This window comes from Campylobacter coli LMG 9860, assembly GCF_000254135.1.
Lineage (GTDB): Bacteria > Campylobacterota > Campylobacteria > Campylobacterales > Campylobacteraceae > Campylobacter_D > Campylobacter_D coli.
This window is the reverse complement of sequence record NZ_AINS01000055.1, coordinates 1-19,220: the sequence shown is the minus strand read 5'-3', so window position 1 is coordinate 19,220 and position 19,220 is coordinate 1. Positions and strand designations below refer to the sequence as shown.

Annotated in this window: 25 protein-coding genes; 3 read left to right on the top strand and 22 right to left on the bottom strand. The window is 31.9% G+C overall.

Annotated features, from left to right (window positions below; all coding sequences use genetic code 11):
- Window positions 1–2 precede the first annotated feature (2 nt).
- Window positions 3–1,109 carry an Mrp/NBP35 family ATP-binding protein gene (locus CCO88_RS07650; protein ID WP_002779531.1) on the top strand — a complete coding sequence of 369 codons (1,107 nt, stop codon included), beginning with the start codon at window positions 3–5 and terminating at the stop codon, window positions 1,107–1,109.
- Between the two features lie 21 nt (window positions 1,110–1,130).
- Entirely contained in the window at window positions 1,131–2,291 is a 1,161-nt protein-coding gene (locus CCO88_RS07645) for a tetrahydrodipicolinate N-succinyltransferase N-terminal domain-containing protein (RefSeq protein ID WP_025443272.1), read from the top strand.
- A 57-nt stretch (window positions 2,292–2,348) separates the two neighbouring features.
- On the opposite strand, the gene CCO88_RS07640 is transcribed toward CCO88_RS07645, so the two are convergent.
- The 22 genes from CCO88_RS07640 to CCO88_RS07535 all read right to left on the bottom strand — a co-directional run bounded on the left by CCO88_RS07640 (window position 2,349) and on the right by CCO88_RS07535 (window position 17,562).
- Window positions 2,349–2,915, bottom strand: coding sequence for a hypothetical protein (locus tag CCO88_RS07640; RefSeq protein WP_002783465.1), 567 nt, complete (start codon window positions 2,913–2,915; stop codon window positions 2,349–2,351).
- A 1-nt stretch (window position 2,916) separates the two neighbouring features.
- Entirely contained in the window at window positions 2,917–3,540 is a 624-nt protein-coding gene (gene hisIE / locus CCO88_RS07635; protein ID WP_002788583.1) for a bifunctional phosphoribosyl-AMP cyclohydrolase/phosphoribosyl-ATP diphosphatase HisIE, read from the bottom strand.
- A gap of 2 nt (window positions 3,541–3,542) precedes the next feature.
- Window positions 3,543–4,310, bottom strand: a complete 768-nt coding sequence (hisF, locus tag CCO88_RS07630) for an imidazole glycerol phosphate synthase subunit HisF (RefSeq protein ID WP_002823691.1) — start codon at window positions 4,308–4,310, stop codon at window positions 3,543–3,545.
- Window positions 4,292–5,020: a 1-(5-phosphoribosyl)-5-[(5-phosphoribosylamino)methylideneamino]imidazole-4-carboxamide isomerase gene (hisA, locus tag CCO88_RS07625; protein ID WP_002779536.1), complete on the bottom strand. Its 729-nt coding sequence runs from the start codon at window positions 5,018–5,020 to the stop codon at window positions 4,292–4,294. Before hisA ends, hisF begins: the two co-directional genes overlap by 19 nt.
- Window positions 5,017–5,604, bottom strand: a complete 588-nt coding sequence (gene hisH, locus CCO88_RS07620; protein WP_002786528.1) for an imidazole glycerol phosphate synthase subunit HisH — start codon at window positions 5,602–5,604, stop codon at window positions 5,017–5,019. Before hisH ends, hisA begins: the two co-directional genes overlap by 4 nt.
- Window positions 5,601–6,662, bottom strand: coding sequence for a bifunctional histidinol-phosphatase/imidazoleglycerol-phosphate dehydratase HisB (gene hisB, locus CCO88_RS07615; RefSeq protein WP_002781423.1), 1,062 nt, complete (start codon window positions 6,660–6,662; stop codon window positions 5,601–5,603). The genes hisH and hisB overlap by 4 nt, the downstream gene beginning before the upstream one ends.
- Window positions 6,659–7,945, bottom strand: coding sequence for a histidinol dehydrogenase (gene hisD, locus CCO88_RS07610; RefSeq protein WP_002779539.1), 1,287 nt, complete (start codon window positions 7,943–7,945; stop codon window positions 6,659–6,661). The genes hisB and hisD overlap by 4 nt, the downstream gene beginning before the upstream one ends.
- A gap of 7 nt (window positions 7,946–7,952) precedes the next feature.
- Window positions 7,953–8,852, bottom strand: coding sequence for an ATP phosphoribosyltransferase (gene hisG / locus CCO88_RS07605; RefSeq protein WP_002799710.1), 900 nt, complete (start codon window positions 8,850–8,852; stop codon window positions 7,953–7,955).
- A 217-nt stretch (window positions 8,853–9,069) separates the two neighbouring features.
- A complete protein-coding gene (rplQ, locus tag CCO88_RS07600; RefSeq protein ID WP_002779541.1) occupies window positions 9,070–9,423 on the bottom strand; it encodes a 50S ribosomal protein L17 in 354 nt (117 codons plus the stop codon).
- A 3-nt stretch (window positions 9,424–9,426) separates the two neighbouring features.
- Entirely contained in the window at window positions 9,427–10,440 is a 1,014-nt protein-coding gene (locus CCO88_RS07595) for a DNA-directed RNA polymerase subunit alpha (protein ID WP_002781428.1), read from the bottom strand.
- 13 nt (window positions 10,441–10,453) lie between these two features.
- The gene (gene rpsD, locus CCO88_RS07590) at window positions 10,454–11,080 is read right to left on the bottom strand and encodes a 30S ribosomal protein S4 (RefSeq protein ID WP_002779543.1); all 627 of its coding nucleotides are present in this window, start codon (window positions 11,078–11,080) and stop codon (window positions 10,454–10,456) included.
- Window positions 11,081–11,109: 29 nt separating this feature from the next.
- A complete protein-coding gene (gene rpsK, locus CCO88_RS07585; RefSeq protein WP_002779544.1) occupies window positions 11,110–11,502 on the bottom strand; it encodes a 30S ribosomal protein S11 in 393 nt (130 codons plus the stop codon).
- 9 nt (window positions 11,503–11,511) lie between these two features.
- Window positions 11,512–11,877 carry a 30S ribosomal protein S13 gene (rpsM, locus tag CCO88_RS07580; protein WP_002779545.1) on the bottom strand — a complete coding sequence of 122 codons (366 nt, stop codon included), beginning with the start codon at window positions 11,875–11,877 and terminating at the stop codon, window positions 11,512–11,514.
- A gap of 2 nt (window positions 11,878–11,879) precedes the next feature.
- The gene (gene rpmJ, locus CCO88_RS07575) at window positions 11,880–11,993 is read right to left on the bottom strand and encodes a 50S ribosomal protein L36 (protein ID WP_002781429.1); all 114 of its coding nucleotides are present in this window, start codon (window positions 11,991–11,993) and stop codon (window positions 11,880–11,882) included.
- A gap of 170 nt (window positions 11,994–12,163) precedes the next feature.
- On the bottom strand, window positions 12,164–12,382 hold the full coding sequence (gene infA, locus CCO88_RS07570) for a translation initiation factor IF-1 (protein ID WP_002781436.1): 219 nt from the start codon (window positions 12,380–12,382) through the stop codon (window positions 12,164–12,166).
- A 65-nt stretch (window positions 12,383–12,447) separates the two neighbouring features.
- Window positions 12,448–13,308, bottom strand: coding sequence for a helix-turn-helix transcriptional regulator (locus CCO88_RS07565; RefSeq protein WP_002806898.1), 861 nt, complete (start codon window positions 13,306–13,308; stop codon window positions 12,448–12,450).
- A 2-nt stretch (window positions 13,309–13,310) separates the two neighbouring features.
- Window positions 13,311–13,799 carry a hypothetical protein gene (locus CCO88_RS07560; RefSeq protein ID WP_002783453.1) on the bottom strand — a complete coding sequence of 163 codons (489 nt, stop codon included), beginning with the start codon at window positions 13,797–13,799 and terminating at the stop codon, window positions 13,311–13,313.
- Window positions 13,800–13,812: 13 nt separating this feature from the next.
- Complete coding sequence (locus CCO88_RS07555; RefSeq protein ID WP_002806903.1) at window positions 13,813–14,652, bottom strand: hypothetical protein; 840 nt, start codon at window positions 14,650–14,652, stop codon at window positions 13,813–13,815.
- 2 nt (window positions 14,653–14,654) lie between these two features.
- On the bottom strand, window positions 14,655–16,421 hold the full coding sequence (locus CCO88_RS07550) for a hypothetical protein (RefSeq protein ID WP_002794422.1): 1,767 nt from the start codon (window positions 16,419–16,421) through the stop codon (window positions 14,655–14,657).
- 74 nt (window positions 16,422–16,495) lie between these two features.
- The gene (locus CCO88_RS10685; protein WP_002799142.1) at window positions 16,496–16,654 is read right to left on the bottom strand and encodes a hypothetical protein; all 159 of its coding nucleotides are present in this window, start codon (window positions 16,652–16,654) and stop codon (window positions 16,496–16,498) included.
- A 261-nt stretch (window positions 16,655–16,915) separates the two neighbouring features.
- Window positions 16,916–17,350 (bottom strand): hypothetical protein, encoded by a 435-nt coding sequence (locus CCO88_RS07540; protein ID WP_002779553.1) that lies wholly within the window; start codon window positions 17,348–17,350, stop codon window positions 16,916–16,918.
- Window positions 17,347–17,562, bottom strand: coding sequence for a hypothetical protein (locus CCO88_RS07535; RefSeq protein ID WP_002820357.1), 216 nt, complete (start codon window positions 17,560–17,562; stop codon window positions 17,347–17,349). Before CCO88_RS07535 ends, CCO88_RS07540 begins: the two co-directional genes overlap by 4 nt.
- 313 nt (window positions 17,563–17,875) lie before the next feature.
- Here CCO88_RS07535 and CCO88_RS07530 point away from each other — a divergent pair, with 313 nt between their 5' ends.
- Window positions 17,876–19,183, top strand: coding sequence for an MFS transporter (locus CCO88_RS07530; RefSeq protein WP_002781463.1), 1,308 nt, complete (start codon window positions 17,876–17,878; stop codon window positions 19,181–19,183).
- The last annotated feature ends 37 nt before the right edge of the window (window positions 19,184–19,220 follow it).

Below are 19,220 nucleotides of genomic sequence, written 5' to 3'. Positions count from 1 at the left end.
AGATGAAAGAGCAAATTTTAGAGAAATTAAAAAGTGTAAAATATCCAGGTTTTGATAAGGATATAGTGAGTTTTAATTTTGTAAAAGATATAAAAACCGAAAATGAGAATGTTATCGTTGAGCTTGAAATTGTTTCATCAAATCCGCAAGTAAGCGAAGAATTACGCAAAAATATTGATGAGGCTTTAGCTTCTTTAAATTTAAAGAATTTACAAATTCATATCATTACTCCAAAAATTCCTGAAGAAAAAAGCAATTCAAGAAGTGGTAAAAATATCGCACCTCAAGTAAAAAATTTCATCATGGTTTCAAGCGGAAAGGGCGGAGTAGGTAAGTCTACAACCACTGTAAATTTAGCTATTTCTATGGCTAAAATGGGAAAAAGAGTAGGGATTTTAGATGCAGATATTTATGGGCCAAATATCCCAAGGATGTTAGGTGAAACTAAAACTCAACCTGAAGTAGTAGGACAAAGATTAAAGCCGATTTTAAGTCATGGTGTTTATATGATGAGTATGGGGGTTTTAATCGAAGAGGGTCAAGGGCTTATGTGGCGTGGAGCTATGATCATGAAAGCTATCGAGCAATTACTTGCAGATGTGATTTGGCCTGAACTTGATGTATTGTTTTTAGATATGCCTCCAGGAACAGGAGATGCGCAAATTACTTCAGCACAAAGCATTCCAATTACTGCGGGTGTTTGTGTAAGTACCCCACAAACCGTTTCTTTAGATGATAGCAAAAGAGCTTTAGATATGTTTAACAAACTTCACATTCCAATCGCTGGCGTGATAGAAAATATGAGTGGCTTTTTATGTCCTGATAATGGCAAAGAGTATGATATTTTTGGTAAAGGAACAGCTGAAGATATGGCAAAAGCTTATAAGAGTGAAGTTTTAGCACAAATTCCTATAGAGATGATAGTAAGAGAGGGTGGAGATGAAGGAAAACCTGTGAGTTTTTATCATCCTGAAAGTGTAAGTGCAAAGCGTTATTTAATGGCAGCTGAAAAAATTTGGCAATTTATAGAAAAAATCAATAATGAAGGCGGTGCGGATAATTCTGCAATCCAACCTGTGATGAATGGAAAAAGTGCTTGTTCGCATTAAAATTTTGAAGGAGAAAAAATGATTATTAATACTAAAGAAGATTTTTTACTTTTAATCAAGCAAATTGAACAAAAAAATGGATATAGAAAACCTAAAGCTTTTGGTATAGCAAGACTTGATCGTGGTCAGCTTAATAAAAATAAAATTTTACAAGCCAGTTTTGCTTTGGTAAATTATGAGCAAAATTTTGGTTCTGCGGCGATTATGCTTGAAGCTTTTATGCAAAGGGGTGTTGAGATTGATTTTGAAGCAAGCGAATTTGTACAAATTCTTAAGCTTGAGGATATCGATTATGCGCTTGCTTGCTTTAAACCTTTTTTAGAAGAAGAGGGACATAAAAATATCGATATTTTAAAGATTATCAAAGATAAATTTAAAGATGACGAATTTGCTTTTGTATGTCTTTTTGAAGATAAAGAGCCTTTGAGTGTGGAAAGTGTTTATTTGAAACTTTATTTGCTTTCTACTAAAAAAGTTCCTTTAAGAAGTTTAAATTTAAATGGAGCTTTTGGACTTTTAAGCAATGTAGCTTGGAGTGATGATAAGCCTATCGAGCTTGAGTATTTAAGAGAAAATGAAATGCGTTTAAAAATGAGCAATCAATATCCAAAAATTGATTTTGTAGATAAATTCCCAAGATTTTTAGCACATATCATTCCTGAAGATAATACAAGAATTCTAGAAAGCTCTAAAGTAAGAATGGGTGCATCTTTGGCTGCAGGTACTACAATCATGCCAGGTGCAAGCTATGTGAATTTTAACGCAGGAACAACAGGGGCTTGTATGGTTGAAGGGCGTATAAGTTCAAGTGCTATCGTAGGTGAAGGCTCTGATGTGGGCGGTGGTGCTTCTATTTTAGGTGTTTTAAGCGGAACAAGTGGAAATGCTATAAGTGTAGGTAAAGCTTGTCTTTTAGGAGCAAATTCAGTAACAGGAATTCCTTTGGGTGATAATTGTATCGTAGATGCGGGAATTGCAGTGCTTGAAGGAACGAAATTTTTACTTAAAGATCGTGAGGAGCTTGCTAAACTTAATCCTTATTTTGATTTTAGCAAAGAGATTTATAAGGGCATCGAGCTTAAAGGCTTAAATGGGCTTCATTTCCGTCAAGATTCTATCAGCGGAGCGATGATAGTAAGTTTAAATAAAAAAGCGATCAAGCTTAACGAAGCTTTGCATTAATTTACCCTAGATTATCGACAAAAGCCTAATTTTAGGCTTTTTTGTCCATATTTTTCATTAAAATATAAAATTCAAAGGCCTTTTATAAGAAGGGATATTATAAAATTTACCTAAAAAATCGTAATTGTCAAAAATACAAAGTTGATAATAAAGGCAAAAAAAGATATAAGCTAAACCTGCACAAATACCTAGTAATGTAGTTATTATAAAAATAAGTTTTTTCCAAGTAAAATAAGAAATTTTCTTAAAACAAAAATAAATAAATTTAAAAACAAAGACAAAACTAAACAACACGCATAGCAAAGGCACTAAAGCTAAATGCCCATCTAAAGGCAAAGTAAGCAAGAAAAACACACAAAGGCTAAAAGCAATCCCAAAATAAAAAGTATTTATAAAATCTAAACTTTCTATCTTTGAAATAACTTTTTTCCACACTAAAAATAAAGGGATATGAATTACTAAAAGATAAAAATAATAAATACCTGCTCGTTTAAAAATTTCCATGTTTGTATGAAAACCTAACATTGGCACTTCAGATATATATTTTCTATGCATTAAGATGAAAAACATCATTAATGCAGGGTAGATAAAAAAGATCAAAAAGCCTAAAATGATATTTTTCAATTTATTCTTTATGTCTTTCTTTAAGCTTAGCGATGACATCTGAAAAACTTAAATTTGCATCTGCGAGTAAAACACTTAAATGATACATCAAATCAGCCGCCTCGCAAATAAGCTCATCTTTATCTTTAACAGTCGCTGCTAAGGCAGTTTCCACACCTTCTTCGCCGACTTTTTGTGCGATGCGTTTTGTTCCTTTTTTAAAAAGCTTTGTAGTATAGGAAGTGTTTTCATCCGCATTTTTACGTGAATTTATAAGTTTTTCTAATCTTGCTAAAAAGACAAAATCTGCATTTTTTGATACATTTTCAAAGCAAGAGATATTGCCTATATGGCAAGTAGCTCCTATAGGATCAACCAAAATCAAAAGTGTATCATTATCACAATCAAGGCTTAAATCAACGATATTTAAAAAATTTCCACTTTCTTCACCCTTCATCCAAAGGCGATTTTTAGTACGCGAAAAAAATACGACTTTTTTACTTTCTAAGCTTTTTTCTAAAGCTTTTTCATCCATAAAACCTAGCATTAAAACTTCACAGCTTTTTGCATCTTGTATTATGACAGGGATAAGCCCATTTACTTTTTGCCAATTGATTTTTTCATTTAAATTTTGGAAATTTTGCATTTTTATATCCTTATACTTACACCTTGGGTTTTTAAGTAGTTTTTTAATTCTTTAATATCAATGATTTGTTGATGAAAAACAGAAGCTGCTAAAGCCCCATCCACTCCTATTTCAAAGGCTTCTAAAAAGTGTTCCATCTTACCAGCTCCACCGCTTGCGATCAAAGGTACTTTGCATTCTTTTTTTACAAGGCTTAATTGTTCTAAATCATATCCATTTTTAACACCATCTTGATTCATCATATTTAGCACTATCTCTCCAGCGCCCAAATCCTGTACTTCCTTAATCCATTCGATCGTATTTTTCCCGCTATGTTTACTCGTGTTTTCATCACCTGTGTATTTGAAAACCTTTAAATTTCCATTTTCATCTTTAAAGCTATCAATGCCCACTACAACACATTGTACCCCAAAACTTTTGGCCAAACGAGTGATAAGATTTGGATCGTTTAAAGCAGGGGAGTTGATAGAAATTTTATCCGCTCCATTGGCTAAGAGTTCGGCTGCATCTTCTTCACTTTTAATGCCGCCTGCTACACAAAAAGGGATATTGATATTTTTAGCCACTTCGCTTACCCATTCTCTTGAAATGCGTTCTTTTCTAGCACTTGCAGCAATATCATAAAACACAAGCTCATCGATCCCACTTTGAGAATAACGCTTTGCAAGCTCTACGATATCTCCCATATCTTTATGATTTTTAAACTGTGTTCCTTTTACTACTCTACCATCTTTTACATCTAAACATGCAATTATGCGTTTTGTAAGCATTTTATCCCTTCTTCTACGCTAAAAACTCCATCTAATAAAGCTTTTCCTACGATAACCCCACTACAAATACCCTTTAGTTTTTTAAGATCTTCTAAACTCGCTACACCTCCACTTGCTTGAGTGTGAATTTTAGGAAAGTTTTTATGGATGAGTGCGTAAAGTTCAGCATTGCTTCCTTGCATGGTGCCATCTCTTGAAATATCGGTGCAAAGTATGTGTTTTAGGCCTTTGATATTATAAAATTCCAAAACCTCTAAAAGTCTTTTATCGCTCGTATCTTGCCAAGCGTTAATAGCTATCATATAATCTTCTTTTAAAATCGTATCAAGCGCTAAAACGATAGCTTCGCTTCCAAAATGTTGCAAAATTTCAACACAAAGCGTAGGATTTGTAATTGCCAAAGAGCCGATCACTACACGCTTTACTCCACAATCAAGCAAAGCTTGTATCTCTTCTTTGGTGCGAATTCCACCGCCTACTTGCAAATTAACACTGACTTCATTTGTTAATTTTTCTATTAAAGCAAGTTGTCTTTTATTTGGATCTTTAGCTCCGCTTAAATCCACTAAATGAAGCCAAGTTGCTCCCGCGTTTTCATATTCTCTAAATTTTTCTAAAGGATCGTATTTGTATACTTTTTTTTGTTCATAATCACCTTTAACAAGGCGCACTACTTGTCCATCGATCAAATCAAGTGCAGGGATTATCATGCTATATCCTTAATGAAATTTGATATTAAAATTTCCCCCGCTTCTCCGCTTCTTTCAGGGTGAAATTGTACGCCATAAAAATTATCTTTTGCTAAACTTGCGCTAAATTTTACCCCATAATCACTTGTAGCTATGGCATAGTCATTTAATGCTACATGATAACTGTGTACAAAATAAAAATAAGCCCCATTTAAACCCTTAAAAAGTGGGTGTGAGCTTGCAACTTCATTCCACCCCATGTGCGGTAAAGAATACTCTTTTGGAAGTTCAAATTTTTGAGTTTTAAAAGGTATAATGCCTAGAGTTTCTTGATCTAGTTCTTCTGAAAAATCCCCTAAAATTTGCATTCCTAGGCAAATTCCAAGTAAGGGTTTTTTGGTATTTTTGATAAAATTTGTTAGATTAAAGCTTTCTAAATTGCTCATTGCTTTTGCTGCTGTTCCAACTCCTGGTAAAAAAAGTTTATCTGCATTTTCTAAATCTTTTAAATCTCTACTGATTTTAGCATTAAAGCCTAGTCTATCAAGACAAAATTTCAAAGATGCCAAATTTGCACATGCTGTATCGATGATGATCAGTTTCATATTACCCCTTTAGAGCTGGCTAAATTTTCACTTTCAATTTTTACAGCCATTTTTAAGGCTTTTGCAAAAGCTTTAAAAAGCCCTTCGGCTTTGTGATGATCGTTTTTACCTTTAACCTTTAAGTGTAAACTCACTCCCATTGAGTAGCTTAGCGAGTAAAAAAAGTGTTCTATCATTTCAGTACTTAATTCGCCTAATTTTTCCTTTTTAAATTTGGCTTTATAAACCAAATGCGGACGGTTGCAAAAATCGATCGCACAACTTGCCAAACACTCATCCATAGGCAAGACAAAGCCATATCTTGTGATGCCTATCTTATCTCCTAAAGCTTGTTTTATGGCACTTCCTAAAGCTAAAGCAACATCTTCAACGCTATGATGCTCATCAATTTCTAAATCGCCCTTGCAAGAAATTTCAAGTCCTATGCCCCCATGTACTGCGATTTGCTCAAGCATATGATCGAAAAAAGGAACTCCTGTATTAATAGCAATCTTTCCGCCATTTAAACATACTTTTACATGGATATTGGTTTCTTTAGTGATACGCGAAATGCTTGCGGTGCGAAAGGAATTTAAGATCTCTTCTTCTATCTCTTTCCAAGTCAAATTCTCGCTGTATTTTAACCCACGAACACCCAAATTTGAAGCTAGGATCATATCAGTATCTCGATCACCGATCACAAAGCTTTGTTCTTTATTGTAAAGATTGTGCTTGATATACTCATCTAAAAGGGCGGTTTTTGGCTTTCTACACTCGCAATTTTCATTTTCAAAATGTGGACAAATGAAAATGTCTTTAAATTCTATACCACAGCTTTGTAAAATATCCAACATTTTTTGATGTGCTATTTCAAAATCTTCTTTAGGAAAGCTTTGAGTTCCAAGGCCATCTTGATTAGAAACAAGCACAAATTTAAAGCCAAAATTTTTAAGTTTTAAAAGAGTAGGGATAGCACCTTTTTCAAAACGAAGTTTTTCAAGGCTATCGATTTGAAAATCGCTCTTTGGTTCTTCTATGATGGTGCCATCTCTATCGATAAAAAGGATTTTTTCACTCATTTTAGACTTTCTAAGCGAAAAGTTACTGCATTTTTATGTGCGTCTAAATGTTCATTTGCAGCTAAAATTTCAACACTTTTTCCTAAATTTAAAAAGCCTTCTTTGCTAAGTTCTTGTACGCTCATTCTTTTACTAAAATCAGCTAAACCCAAGCTAGAATGCGTTTTAGTAAGTCCATAAGTTGGCAAGACATGATTTGTTCCGCTTGCGTAATCACCCATGGATTCTGGACTTAACTCACCTAAAAATACAGATCCAGCGTGTTTGACTTTATCTAAAAGTTCGCGAGGATTTTGTGTTTGTATGATTAAGTGCTCAGGTGCGTAAAGATTTGAGATTAAAAGAGCTTCATCTAAGTTTTTTGCAATGATGATTTTAGAATTTGCAATGCTTTTAGACGCTAATTCTTTTCTTGGTAAATTTTCAAGTTGGCGGCTTACTTCATCACTCGCACCTTGTGCAAATTCTTTGCTTAAGCATACTAAAATCACTTGAGAATCTGCGCCGTGTTCAGCTTGTGAAAGCAAGTCGCTTGCTACAAATTTAACATTTGCTTTCTCATCTGCTATGACTAAAACTTCACTAGGTCCAGCTTGCATATCTATAGCAGCTCCGTTTATATCACTACTTACTTGGCGTTTAGCTTCGGTAACAAAGGCATTGCCTGGCCCAAAGATTTTATCTACTTTTAAAACGCTTTTGGTTCCATAAGCTAGTGCTGCTATGGCTCCTGCACCACCCATTTGATAAATTTCATCTACTCCGCAAAGCTTGGCGCAAAAAAGTGTGGCATCGTTTATTTTAGCAGGGCTTGCCAAAACGATTTTTTCACATTGAGCTATTTTTGCAGGAATTGCTAGCATTAAAACCGTTGAAAATAAAGGCGCCAAACCCCCTGGTATATAAAGTCCTACTTTTTCAATAGGGCGTGTTAAAACTTCGCATTTTACACCCTTGGTGGTTTCAATGGCTATTTCTTTTGGAATTTGTGCTTCGTGGAATTTTTTGATATTTTCATAAGCGATTAAAATCGCTTCTTTTAAGTCTTTATCCAAGCGTAAGCTTGCGTTTTCAAGCTCTTCTTCACTTACTTTAATGCTTGAAATTTGGGCTTTGTCAAATTTTAAAGCTTGTTCTATCAAAGCTTCATCGCCTTTTTCTCTAACTTCTTTGATGATAGAGCTCACTATCTGTGAAATTTCATCTTTTGCTGCTATTGCAGGGCGTTTTAATACTTCTTGTTTTTGTTTTTCGTCTAATTCGTTAAAATTTATTATTTGCATTTTTTACTCACTTTAACATTTTTTCAATAGGTAAAACCAAAATCGAACTCGCACCTTCTTCTTTTAAGGTCTCCATAGTTTCCCAAAAAAGATTTTCTTTACTTACCATATGCAAGGCTACATTTTTTTCATCGTGTGCTAAAGGCAAGATAGTAGGCTTTTCTACGCCTGGAAGTAGGGATTGGATTTTATCAAGTTTTTCTTTTGGAGCATGAAGCATGATGTATTTGCTTTCCCTTGCTTGCATTACTCCTGCAACGCGAAGCATGATTTTATCAACCAAAGCTTGTTTTTCATCGCTTAGAGTATTTTGCTTTTGTATCAAACAAGCACGAGATTGGTAAATAACTTTAACTTCTTTAAGATTGTTTGCTTGTAGTGTTGCACCGCTTGAAACAAGATCACAAATCGCATCGGCTAAATTTGCTCTTGGAGCTACTTCAACTGAACCTGTAAGCATACAATTTTTATAATGAATGTTGTTTTCTTTCATAAAGCGTTTTAAAAGCTGTGGATAAGAAGTGGCGATTCTTAAATTTTCAAAATCTTTCAAATTATCAAATTTTTTCTCTTGAGGCAAGGCAAGTGAAAGTCTACAATAACCAAAATCAAGCTTTGTTAAAAGCTTGTAATTTGCTTCCTCGCCTAAGCTTTTTCTTTCGAGTTCATTTTCTTCCAAAACATTTTCGCCTATAATGCCAAGATCTACGACTCCATCAAAGATAAGACCAGGTATGTCATCATCTCTAACTCTTAAAATATCTATAGGTAGGTTGGTTGAAAAAGCTATGAGACTTTGCTCATGTATATGCATTTTAATTCCGCATTTGTTTAAAAGTTCTACGGATTCTTTAGAGAGTCTGCCTGATTTTTGTATAGCTATACGCAAACGAGAATTTTCTTGCATATTTTATATCCTTGCATTTATAAAAATAAAAAATTATATTAGCATAAGTAGTTAAAAATTTGGCTAAAAATTATTTTTTAAATAATCATTTAAGAATTTTTATTTTTAGAATTGGATTTAAAAGATGATTTTGAATTTTTAGATTTATAAAAAGTTGGAGTAAATTAGAAAAATATAAGAAAAATGAATTTTAAAATTCCAGCTTAAGCTGGAATTTTTAGGCTACAAATTCAATAAAAGCCATTTCAGCTGCGTCACCGCGGCGAATTCTTGTTTTGATAATTCTTGTATAGCCACCATTTCTTTCTTTGAAATTTGGAGCTATTTCTGTAACAAGTTTATTTGTAGCATTTTTATCTTGTAAAGCAGCAAAAACTGCTCTGTGAGCGTTAAAATCTCCAAGTCTTGCTCTAGTAATCAATCTTTCTACATAGCCTCTTAATTCTTTAGCTTTTGGTAGAGTTGTTTCGATTTTACCGCTATTAACTAAAGCTATAGTTAAATTTTTTAACAAGGCAGCACGATGAGATGAAGTTCTGCCAAGTTTTCTATATCCGTGTTTATGTCTCATTCTTTATCCTTCGTTTTGTGCTTTTAATTCATCGATTTTTTTCTTAAGCAAATCTTTATTATCACTAAGCTTAGAAGTACCCACAGGGAAGCCTATGCTTTCCATAATGCTTTTAATTTCATCTAAAGATTTTTTGCCTAAATTTTTAAGTCCAGCAAGTTCATTAACGCTCATTAAAGCAAGCTCTCCGATGTAAACAATTCCTGCTTTTTCAAGGCAATTGTAACTTCTTGCACTTAAATTTAGATCAGTAATATTTTGCAATAATTTAGTATTTTCTAATTCATTGCTTGTAGCTTGACTTTTTATGATGCTTCTAACATTTGTAATCTTATCAAATACTGATAATTGCTTATACATAGCTTCTAAAGCATTTTGAAAAGCTTCGTTTGGAGTGATTTGTCCATCAGTAGTTACTGTTAAAACTACTTTTTCATAGTCAGGATTGTCTTCAAATAAAACTTTCTCAATATCATAAGTCGCCTCTCTTACAGGAGTGAAAAAAGCATCAAGAGCTATGAATTTTGGATCATTTAAAAGCTCTTTAATCTCTTCGCTTGGTACATAACCAATGCCTTTTTCTATGATAAGAGTAAAGTTAAGTTCAGCATCTTCATTGATCGTTGCTAAATATGCATCTGTATTTACGACTTCAACTTGATCGTTGTTTAGATCTTTACCATAAATTTCTTTAGGGCCTTTGAAACTAAACTCAACGATTTCTTTGTTGGAATCGCTTTTAAGTTTGAATCGTAATTTTTTAAGATTGATGATAAAAAGTGCTACATCTTCAAGCATACCACGCATACTATCAAATTCATGCGCTACACCATCGATATGGATAGCGGTTGGAGCATAACCTATAGTGCTAGTATAAAGTAAACGGCGTAAAGGATGGGCTAGGGTAATACCATAGCCGATCTCAAAAGGCCAAGCACTGATTTTAGCCACAGTATCACTAATATTTTCTATAGTGAATTCTGTCGGCGTATAAGCAGATGTTGTAATGTTTCTCATGATTTAGCCCCTATTACTTAGAGTAAAGCTCAACGATGAATCTTTCCTCTACTGGAATGATAACTTCTTCTCTTTCAGGTTTTCTAGTGAAAATTCCAAATCTTTTATCTTTTTCCACATCTACCCAAGCAACGATACCTGTTTGAGCAGTAAGCTCGATCGCCCTTGTGATTTGAGGATTATTTTTGCTTTTTTCTATTACTTCGATTTTTGCTCCTGCTTCTACTCTAAAGCTAGGGATATCTACTCTTTTTCCATTTACTAAAATGTGTCCATGAGTTACAAGTTGTCTTGCAAAACGACGAGTTGTAGCAAAGCCCATTCTATAAACTACATTGTCAAGTCTTTGCTCTAAAAGTTGGATAAGTAAAACCCCTGTATTGCCATCTCTTCTAGCAGCTTCTGCAAAAAGTCTTCTGAATTGTTTTTCACTTACTCCATACATAAATTTAGCTTTTTGTTTTTCTCTTAATTGGAGTCCGTATTCGCTGATTTTACCTTTTCTTGCTCCGTGTTGTCCTGGTGCATAAGGGCGTTTATCTAATGCGCTTTTTCCGGCTAGTCTTCTTTCTCCTTTTAATGCTAAGCTAACACCAAAGCGTCTTTCTAATTTTTCTACTGGTCCTCTATATCTTGCCATAATTAATTCTCCTAATTTTTTCTTATATCTTAGACACGACGACGCTTAGGCGGTCTGCAACCATTATGAGCTAATGGAGTAATATCTTTTAAGAAAGTTACTTTGATTCCTTCCATAGCACCTACACTTTTAACAGCAGTTTCTCTACCGCTTCCTGGTCCTTGTACTTTAATGCCTACTTCTTTGATTCCGTGTTCTTTTGCTTTATTTAAAGCGTCTTCTACTGCTTGTTGTGCTGCATAAGGAGTTGATTTTTTAGAACCTTTAAATCCTAAACCGCCTGCACTGCTCCAAGCGATAGCATTTCCCATTTCATCTGTAACAGTTACCATGGTATTGTTAAAAGTTGCACTGATATAAACAATACCTTTTGCTATATTTTTTTTAACTACTTTTTTCTTTACGATTTTTCTTTTTGCCATCTTTTATCCTTATGATTTTGCACCAACAGTTTTTCTCTTACCTTTTCTAGTTCTTGCGTTTGTTTTTGTTTTTTGTCCGCGAACTGGTAAGCCTTTTCTGTGTCTTAAGCCTCTAAAGCTTCCTAAATCCATAAGTGCTTTTATATCCATAGCAACTTGTTTTCTTAAATCCCCTTCAACCATATAGTTTTCTTGGATTTCTTTTCTGATAGCTGCTGCTTCATCTTCACTTAGTTCATGCACTCTTTTATCATAAGAAATGCCTGTTTTATCTAAGATTTTTCTTGAAGTAAAAAGTCCTATACCATAAATATAGGTAAGTCCATACTCAATTCTTTTTTTCTTTGGTAAATCCACACCTGCGATACGAGCCATGTTTATCCTTGTCTTTGTTTATGTTTTGGATTTTCGCAAATAATGCGAACTACGCCTTTACGGCGAACTACTTTGCACTTGTCGCACATCTTTTTAACTGATGGTCTCACTTTCATGAGTTCTCCTTAAATGAATTCCACTTCATTTACGACTGCATCAGGTTTTATGAATAACCAACTATTTTTAAAATAAGTGGTGAATTTTAAAAATACCTCTTCATATAGTTCGATACATTTTGTCGCAAAAACGCTAATTTTATCTAAAATTAGCTTTTAAATAACTTATATTATTTATATCTAAAAGTGATACGCCCTTTATCAAGGCTATAAGGTGTAAGTTCAACTTTAACTTTATCCCCTGGCATGATTCTTATATAGTGCATACGCATTTTTCCTGCTATATGACATAAAATCACATGCTTGTTGTCAAGTTCAACTTTAAAATTTGCATTAGGTAATGCTTCAAGCACTGTGCCATCGATTTCAATCACATCGTCTTTTGCCAAAATTTTCTCCTCTCATTAAAATAAAACTGTGATTATAGCAAAAAATATTTGAATTTATTAAGAAATTAGTTTTCCAAGTAGTCTTTTAAAATGCTATCTAGTTTTTCTTTCAGTTCAAAAGGTTTTTCTATCTTCATATAGGGTATCCATTGTTTTACTACATTTAGAAGCTCATCATCATAGGAAAAATATACTTTTAGAGTATAGCTTTGCTCATCTTCATCGATGAGTTCAAAGTTGTTTAAAATATTTTTTCTAAAAAAATACTCTTTAGCCTTTTTATCAAGCTTTACGATAGCTTCTTTACTATCATCTAGCCAAATATTTTTATCATTTAGAATTTGGTCTAAAAATTCTTCTTTAGGGGTAAAAATTTCATCATTTTTGCGAATATTTTTAATCTTGCTAAAAGTAAAATGCTTTAATTTATCCTTTTCATCAGCTATTAAATACCAAATTCCTTGATAGTTTAAAAGCTTATAAGGTTTGACTTCACGACTTTTTTCTTTATAGTTAAAATTTAAAATATTGTGTTTTAAAATCGCAACACTGATGATTTTAAAATTTTCATAATCAACTTTTTCAAAGCCATTGTTTTTTATCATAAAAATGCTATTTACTTTAGAGTTTAGCAAATCTGTTATAAAATCCTCATCTAGCTTTGGATAAAGTTCTTGAATCCCGCTTAACATGGCAAAATTTTGTATATCTTTAACACTAAGTTTGCCGAGTGCAAAAGATTCTAAAAAATACTTTCCATTTTCTTTTTTAATAGGCATAAAAGAAAGCTTTTGGTTTAAATCTCTTTGTATGGTTCTAATATCGACATTAAATTCACTTGCTAATTCTTCTAGGCTAAACCTTCCTCCATTATTAAAACGCATTAAAATTTGCGCTAAACGCACTGCAAGTTTATCGTGGGTCATAATTATTCATAAACTCTTATTTTAATATGACAATCTCTACAAATTTTAAAAAAAGCATCACCTTCTCTATTGTGTATCCATTCATGCTCTGGTTTACCAAATCTTTCATGTCCACACAAACTACATCTTTCAATAATAACGCATTGTTCGTTTTTATCCGCTCTTTCATAATTATGAAAATAATCACTTTGCTTAAACCCACATAATTCACATACTCTATATCCATAACATCTGTTAGGATCTTCTATTACGGGTGGTTCATTGAAAAAATGTTTGGTTTTTGTAATATATTTTCCACAATCAGGACAAACTTTTGAAAAAAAGCATTCGGGTTTGCCTTCTTCATTGTTAAATTCTCCTGCATGCCAATTAGTTGCGCATTTAATTTTCAAAGCTGTATCCACAATAGCTTCTGTTGCAGAAGTTGTCTTTTCTTTTACTGCTTCTGAAGCTTCAAGCGCTTTTTCTTTTAAACTATCTAAAAATCCCATAAAAACTCCCTAGCTATTTAATAAATTGTAAAATTATTGCAACAATACTAACAATTAAAGCCAAACTCGAAATTATAATGCTAAAAGCAGTATTTTTCTTGCTAATTTTAAATTTTAAATCACTAATTTTATTTTCTTTTTCTTTTGTGTCATTTTCCATTTGCATTTTAAAATTAATAAATTCTTGATAATGAGTCTCTATTAATTTGTGTTGTTCATCATCAATCTGTCGTTTTTTGTTTAATCTCTCTTCAAGCTCTTTTATATCATCTTCCATATCTCTAATATCTTCTTTGGTTTCTTGTATTTCTTGTTTTGCCTTTTGCATTTCAGTAATGCGTTGTTTTGCTTGATGAAGAATCGTTGTTGTAATTTCTTTACTAATTTTTTTTGTATCATTTGATAAACTTAGTATAGCTTCTTCATTAATTTCGTATTTTTCATATATCATTAATGACAGTTCGTTTATCATTAAATCCGCAAAAACCATATCACAGCAAATAAGCTTAATAGTTTCTTGTATAAGCTCATTTTGTGCCCCTATAGCTTCAGCATTTGCTATATCGGCTTCAGATAATGCTTCTAATTTCTTATCTGTTTCACTTTTAGCAAATGGATTTAAAGTTTCAAAAAATGAATTTTCTATATTTTTAGCTTTATAAGCCAACTCTTTAGCCCTAACAATTTTTCTTGAAGCTTCTTGGATTTTCATATCAATTTGCTTTACTTGATCTTTAGCTAAAATTTGCAACTCTTCAGGAGTGCAATTTTTAATTTGCCCTTGGATTTCTCCAATTTCTTTTAAATTTTGTAAATTTTTCTTTGGATTGATTACTAATCTTTTATTATCCATATTTATTCTCCTCTTAAATTTTCAAGTTGTTTAATGCAGTCAGATATTGCTTCTTGTCTTTCTCCTTCTGCTTGTTTTAACTTATTTTGAACTTGATTAACTTTGTTTTTAAGTATTACTAAATTTTGACTTCCTCGCTCCATCACTTGCCCAAACAAATTATACGCATCACCCAAAACAAACCAAGTTTGTGCGATTTTATAATGCATTACCACACCATTTTGTGCTACAAGCTGAATTTGAAGACTACCTATTTTAGAATCATTTCTCCATTTATCCATATAAAAAATCGCGATAGTGCTTAATACGGCTCCACAAGCTGAAGTAATGCACAAAGAAAGTGCATCTCCTATAGTTTGAAAATTTACAAGCTCTCCTTGATCATTTTTTTCTCCGGTAAATGGAATAGGAAATTGCATCACTGGCCCTAGTATAGGAACTGATGTAAGTAATTTGTTTAATGTTTCACTCCCTAGCATAGCAGTAGCACTTATTAGCCCTGTAACCATAATTTTTGAAGCTTCATAATAAATATCTTCTTTGGGTATATCTTTTGGGGGATTTGTTATTATTTTCACTGCTTGCCATAAAGATGTAAAACCCGCTCTTATAATTTGCACGATTTTTTTTAGTGTAGTAGCAAAAATATTAATAATAAACACCACTAAATTTGAAAAAAATGTTTGCAAAGCTCCTTCAAGAGAGTTTTTTAAGATATCTTTCCATTTAAGTTTCAATTCTTCCCAAACCTTACAAAATCTATCTTTAAAACGCACTAAAATTTCTTTTAAGCTTTCATTGCCAAATTCTTTAAAAGTGACTTTAAGTTCGATGATAATAGCTTTAATAAAATCTTTCAAAACAACACCCAAGGCTGAATAAACAGCTATTTTAGCAGCATCTTGGGTACCTGTAATTAATGCTTCCTTATAAGGTTTAGAGCTTGTATAGTATGTTTTATCTACTTCCCTATTAATTTCTTTTTCGTTTTGTTCATATTGTTCTTTAAATTTTTCATCTTGAATTTCTTTTTGTTTTAGTAATTTCTCTTTTTCTTTTTGCTGACTTGGCGTTAAAGCTCCATTCTTTTCTTTTTCTGCTAAAAATTTTAATCTTTTATCTCTATCTGCTAAAAATTTTTCAGCGCTTTTATCTTTTTTAGAGCGATTTAATGAACTATCTGTCATTTTTAAATTGCTTTCTGTGTTGGCTAATTTTGCACCATCTATTTCAGCTAAAACTCTAGCAGGATCATCATGTATTGTTTTTGCGGCAACTATATGATCTAAATCAGTATCTGCATTTGCATTGATTTTCTTACCTGTCATATAATCTTCTAGTTTTCCCTGCTTTTTTAATACATTTTGTTCTTTGTTAATTCTTTTATAATTATCATCTTGATGATAATTATCTGAATCATACTTACCGCGATTAGCATATCTTTGTTTCTCTTTTTCACTAGCATAAAAACCATTTCTAACATTATGAGTAGTATTAACATTTCCTCCGTCTTTAGCATCCAAAATCACCGCCGCAAATCCAAAATGTCCCATAACCGCATCCATTGCATTGTTAGCACATTGATCAAAAAGCTTTTGTGTTTCTTCTTGTGGTATTTTAGCACTTATTATTTCAAGATCTCTCAAGGCTTGATCTAATCCTTGATCAACTTCAAGCCTTAACTCATCTTTTTTAGATAATTCTTCTAGTTCTTTTTCTAAAAGCTTATAATCTGTATTTATAAATTTTTTGATGATATCATTTTCCATTTTATTCCCTTAAAAATTTTATAAATTAAAATATTTTATTTACCAAAAATCAATATGTTTTCCATTAAGAATTTTTAAAAAGGTAGGACTTTGGAAATCCATAAAGATTTTTCCTCTGCCAACTCGTCTTTTTCCTTAAGTATTTTGCGAATTTGTATATCTAGTTTTTCTTCTTTTAAAGTAAAATACAACCTAGAAATAAGAAACATAGGCATAAAGGTTTTAGAAATCATCTCTACTCTTTTTTCTTTTATATCTTTACTGCTACAAAAGTTGATATAAGCTAATAAGCGAATTTGTATATCTTTAAGCCTTTCTTTATCTGTTTCTTCTAGTTTAAATTCTTCGAAATCACGGTAATTTAAAGCATTTTTTGCTTCAAAATCTTTTTTAAAATTTACAAATTCTTCATCATTAAAATAGCTTGAAAATTGAGTATTTAAAAATTCAAATTCTTTGTAAATTTCTTTTAAATTTTCTTGTATTTTAACTCTTTATACTATCTTGTTTATATCTTGTAACTGCAACAAAGCACTATCAAATTTTAATCTTATAGCGCAAAATCTCCAGCTGATTTTTAATGCCGTTATATCATCTTGAAGATATTTATCGCTATATTCCATAAAAGCTTCCATTGTAGTGCCTATTTGAATAAGCTTTTCTTTTTTTAGATCGCTAAATAAATGATCTTTTATATTATGAATAGCTTCTGCATCGTATTTGTGGGTTTTTCTAAATTCTAAAAATTTAGGATCGTTTAAATAGCTAGGATAAATTTGCTCTATTTCTTCGTATTGCTTGATGACTTTTCTAAGTGTGATGAGATCTTTAAAAATCAATTTATCCCAAGTATTTTTAATGCCTTTATAGATTTTTTCACCACAAGCACCTAGTGCGATTCCACCTAAAGCTAAAGCTAATTTTTTCATTTCTTTTTCCTTATGATTTTGTAAATTAAAACTAAATTAAGCACTATAAAAAGTATATAAAGTGCCACCATACCATAACTTCCACTTAAATCCAAAAGCATAAAAGCTAAAATCACTCCCCAAAACACAATCCCAAATAAAACCCAAAATACTCCACAAGTTAACAAAACCGCTGTACTAATGATAAGTCCTAAAATCCCTACAATAATCATCATTTTTACCTTGCTAAAATATTGTTATTTTTTACTATAGATAAAAATATAGTTTTTTGTCTTGTAAAAAGTATTTGGGGTTTTTAAAGCTCGGGTTTGCATTTTTTTCCTTGATTTTAATTTCAAAAAAAAGTATAAAGTATTCTTATGACAGCTTGTGTCGTTTTTTTGAAAAATTATTAAAAATTTTGCTTAAGCTGATTTTTATGATTTTTATCATCAAAATGAGTTAAATTAAATTGAAAAGGATTGTTTGTTTTATAAATATTTGTAGTATAATGGTTATTTTTAAAATTCTTTAAGGTATAAAATAATGAAAAAATCAAAACTAGGTACAAAAGAATTTAAAATTTTAGGACTTTCGTCGCTAGGTGGAACTTTAGAATTTTATGATTTTATCATCTTTGTATTTTTTGCTGAATATATCGCAAAAGTATTTTTTCCTAAAGATATGAGTGAATTTTGGACTTTGTTAAATACTTATGGAGCTTTTGCTGCAGGTTATTTAGCGCGCCCTTTAGGTGGTATAGTGATGGCGCATTTTGGTGATAAATTTGGGCGTAAAAATATGTTTATGTTAAGTATTTTGCTTATGGTGCTTCCTACTTTTACATTAGCCTTTATACCTGGTTATGAAACTCTTGGTTTTTTAGCGCCGTTTTTGCTTATACTTATAAGAATTTTTCAAGGTATTGCTATAGGCGGAGAATTACCTGGTGCTTGGGTTTTTGTAAGAGAACATTGTAAAGAAAATCAAAAGGCTTTTTCTTTGAGTTGTTTAAATTCGGCTATGGCTTTGGGAATTTTACTAGGAAGTATGGTATTTTTACTGATCAATGCTTTTTTTAGCACCGAAGAAATCGCAGCTTATGCATGGCGTATCGCTTTTTTTGTGGGTGGAATTTTTGGGATTATTTCTATTTATTTGCGTAGATTTTTACAAGAAACTCCTATTTTTAAACAAATGCAAAAAGAACGGAGTTTGAGTGCTTTTCCACTTAAGGATTTGTTTAAAGAAAAAAATATTTTCAAAAATATGCTCGCATCTATCTTTATAACTTGGGTTTTAACAGGTTGTGTTGTAGTGCTTATCTTACTGATGCCTAAATTTATGCCAAGTATTTTGGGTTTGAGTGCGATTGAAGGAAGTTATTTACAAGTTTTAGGAATTTTAGGTATAACACTAGGTGGAGTGTTTATGGGCTATCTTGTGGATAAATTAGGTTTGTTTAAAATTTGCATTTTCTTTTCTTTAGTTTTTGCATTTTTTTCTTGCTTGTATTTTTATGCTTTATATGATCTTAAAAATCTTGTCTTAACCTGTATTTTATATACAAGTGTTTGTTTTTTAGGTGGGATTAATGTCTTTGCTCCTATTTTAATGAGTGAAGTTTTTAGAGCTAAAATAAGATTTTCAGGAATTTCCTTTTCGTATAATATCGCTTATGCTATCGCAGGAGGGGTTACTCCTCAGCTTATTTTTTGGCTCAATACTCTTGCTACTAGAGGCGAAAATCCATTTTTATATGGAATGAGTATATATATGATTTTTCTAGCTTTATTGGCTATTTGTGCTGTTTTTCTTGTAAAGGATAAAATAAATTTTGATAATCGCTCTTAAAATGCTATAATTAATTTTTTTAATTATACTTTCGGAG

Bases quoted from the DNA above. Each gene is read 5' to 3' on its own strand.
- CCO88_RS07535 (WP_002820357.1), bottom strand. From the start codon at position 17,562: ATGATTATTGTAGGGATTTTAGGACTTATCATTAGTACAGCGGTTTTG.
- CCO88_RS10685 (WP_002799142.1), bottom strand. From the start codon at position 16,654: ATGATTTCTAAAACCTTTATGCCTATGTTTCTTATTTCTAGGTTGTAT.
- hisH (WP_002786528.1), bottom strand. From the start codon at position 5,604: ATGAAACTGATCATCATCGATACAGCATGTGCAAATTTGGCATCTTTG.
- hisA (WP_002779536.1), bottom strand. From the start codon at position 5,020: ATGATAATCCCTGCACTTGATTTGATCGATGGACAAGTAGTGCGCCTT.
- rpsM (WP_002779545.1), bottom strand. From the start codon at position 11,877: ATGGCTCGTATCGCAGGTGTGGATTTACCAAAGAAAAAAAGAATTGAG.
- CCO88_RS07565 (WP_002806898.1), bottom strand. From the start codon at position 13,308: ATGACCCACGATAAACTTGCAGTGCGTTTAGCGCAAATTTTAATGCGT.
- CCO88_RS07595 (WP_002781428.1), bottom strand. From the start codon at position 10,440: ATGAGAAACATTACAACATCTGCTTATACGCCGACAGAATTCACTATA.
- rpsD (WP_002779543.1), bottom strand. From the start codon at position 11,080: ATGGCAAGATATAGAGGACCAGTAGAAAAATTAGAAAGACGCTTTGGT.
- rpmJ (WP_002781429.1), bottom strand. From the start codon at position 11,993: ATGAAAGTGAGACCATCAGTTAAAAAGATGTGCGACAAGTGCAAAGTA.
- hisG (WP_002799710.1), bottom strand. From the start codon at position 8,852: ATGCAAGAAAATTCTCGTTTGCGTATAGCTATACAAAAATCAGGCAGA.
- rpsK (WP_002779544.1), bottom strand. From the start codon at position 11,502: ATGGCAAAAAGAAAAATCGTAAAGAAAAAAGTAGTTAAAAAAAATATA.
- CCO88_RS07540 (WP_002779553.1), bottom strand. From the start codon at position 17,350: ATGAAAAAATTAGCTTTAGCTTTAGGTGGAATCGCACTAGGTGCTTGT.
- rplQ (WP_002779541.1), bottom strand. From the start codon at position 9,423: ATGAGACATAAACACGGATATAGAAAACTTGGCAGAACTTCATCTCAT.
- CCO88_RS07555 (WP_002806903.1), bottom strand. From the start codon at position 14,652: ATGGATAATAAAAGATTAGTAATCAATCCAAAGAAAAATTTACAAAAT.
- hisIE (WP_002788583.1), bottom strand. From the start codon at position 3,540: ATGCAAAATTTCCAAAATTTAAATGAAAAAATCAATTGGCAAAAAGTA.
- hisD (WP_002779539.1), bottom strand. From the start codon at position 7,945: ATGCAAATAATAAATTTTAACGAATTAGACGAAAAACAAAAACAAGAA.
- hisB (WP_002781423.1), bottom strand. From the start codon at position 6,662: ATGAGTGAAAAAATCCTTTTTATCGATAGAGATGGCACCATCATAGAA.
- CCO88_RS07650 (WP_002779531.1), top strand. From the start codon at position 3: ATGAAAGAGCAAATTTTAGAGAAATTAAAAAGTGTAAAATATCCAGGT.
- hisF (WP_002823691.1), bottom strand. From the start codon at position 4,310: ATGCTTACAAAACGCATAATTGCATGTTTAGATGTAAAAGATGGTAGA.
- CCO88_RS07560 (WP_002783453.1), bottom strand. From the start codon at position 13,799: ATGGGATTTTTAGATAGTTTAAAAGAAAAAGCGCTTGAAGCTTCAGAA.
- CCO88_RS07530 (WP_002781463.1), top strand. From the start codon at position 17,876: ATGAAAAAATCAAAACTAGGTACAAAAGAATTTAAAATTTTAGGACTT.
- CCO88_RS07550 (WP_002794422.1), bottom strand. From the start codon at position 16,421: ATGGAAAATGATATCATCAAAAAATTTATAAATACAGATTATAAGCTT.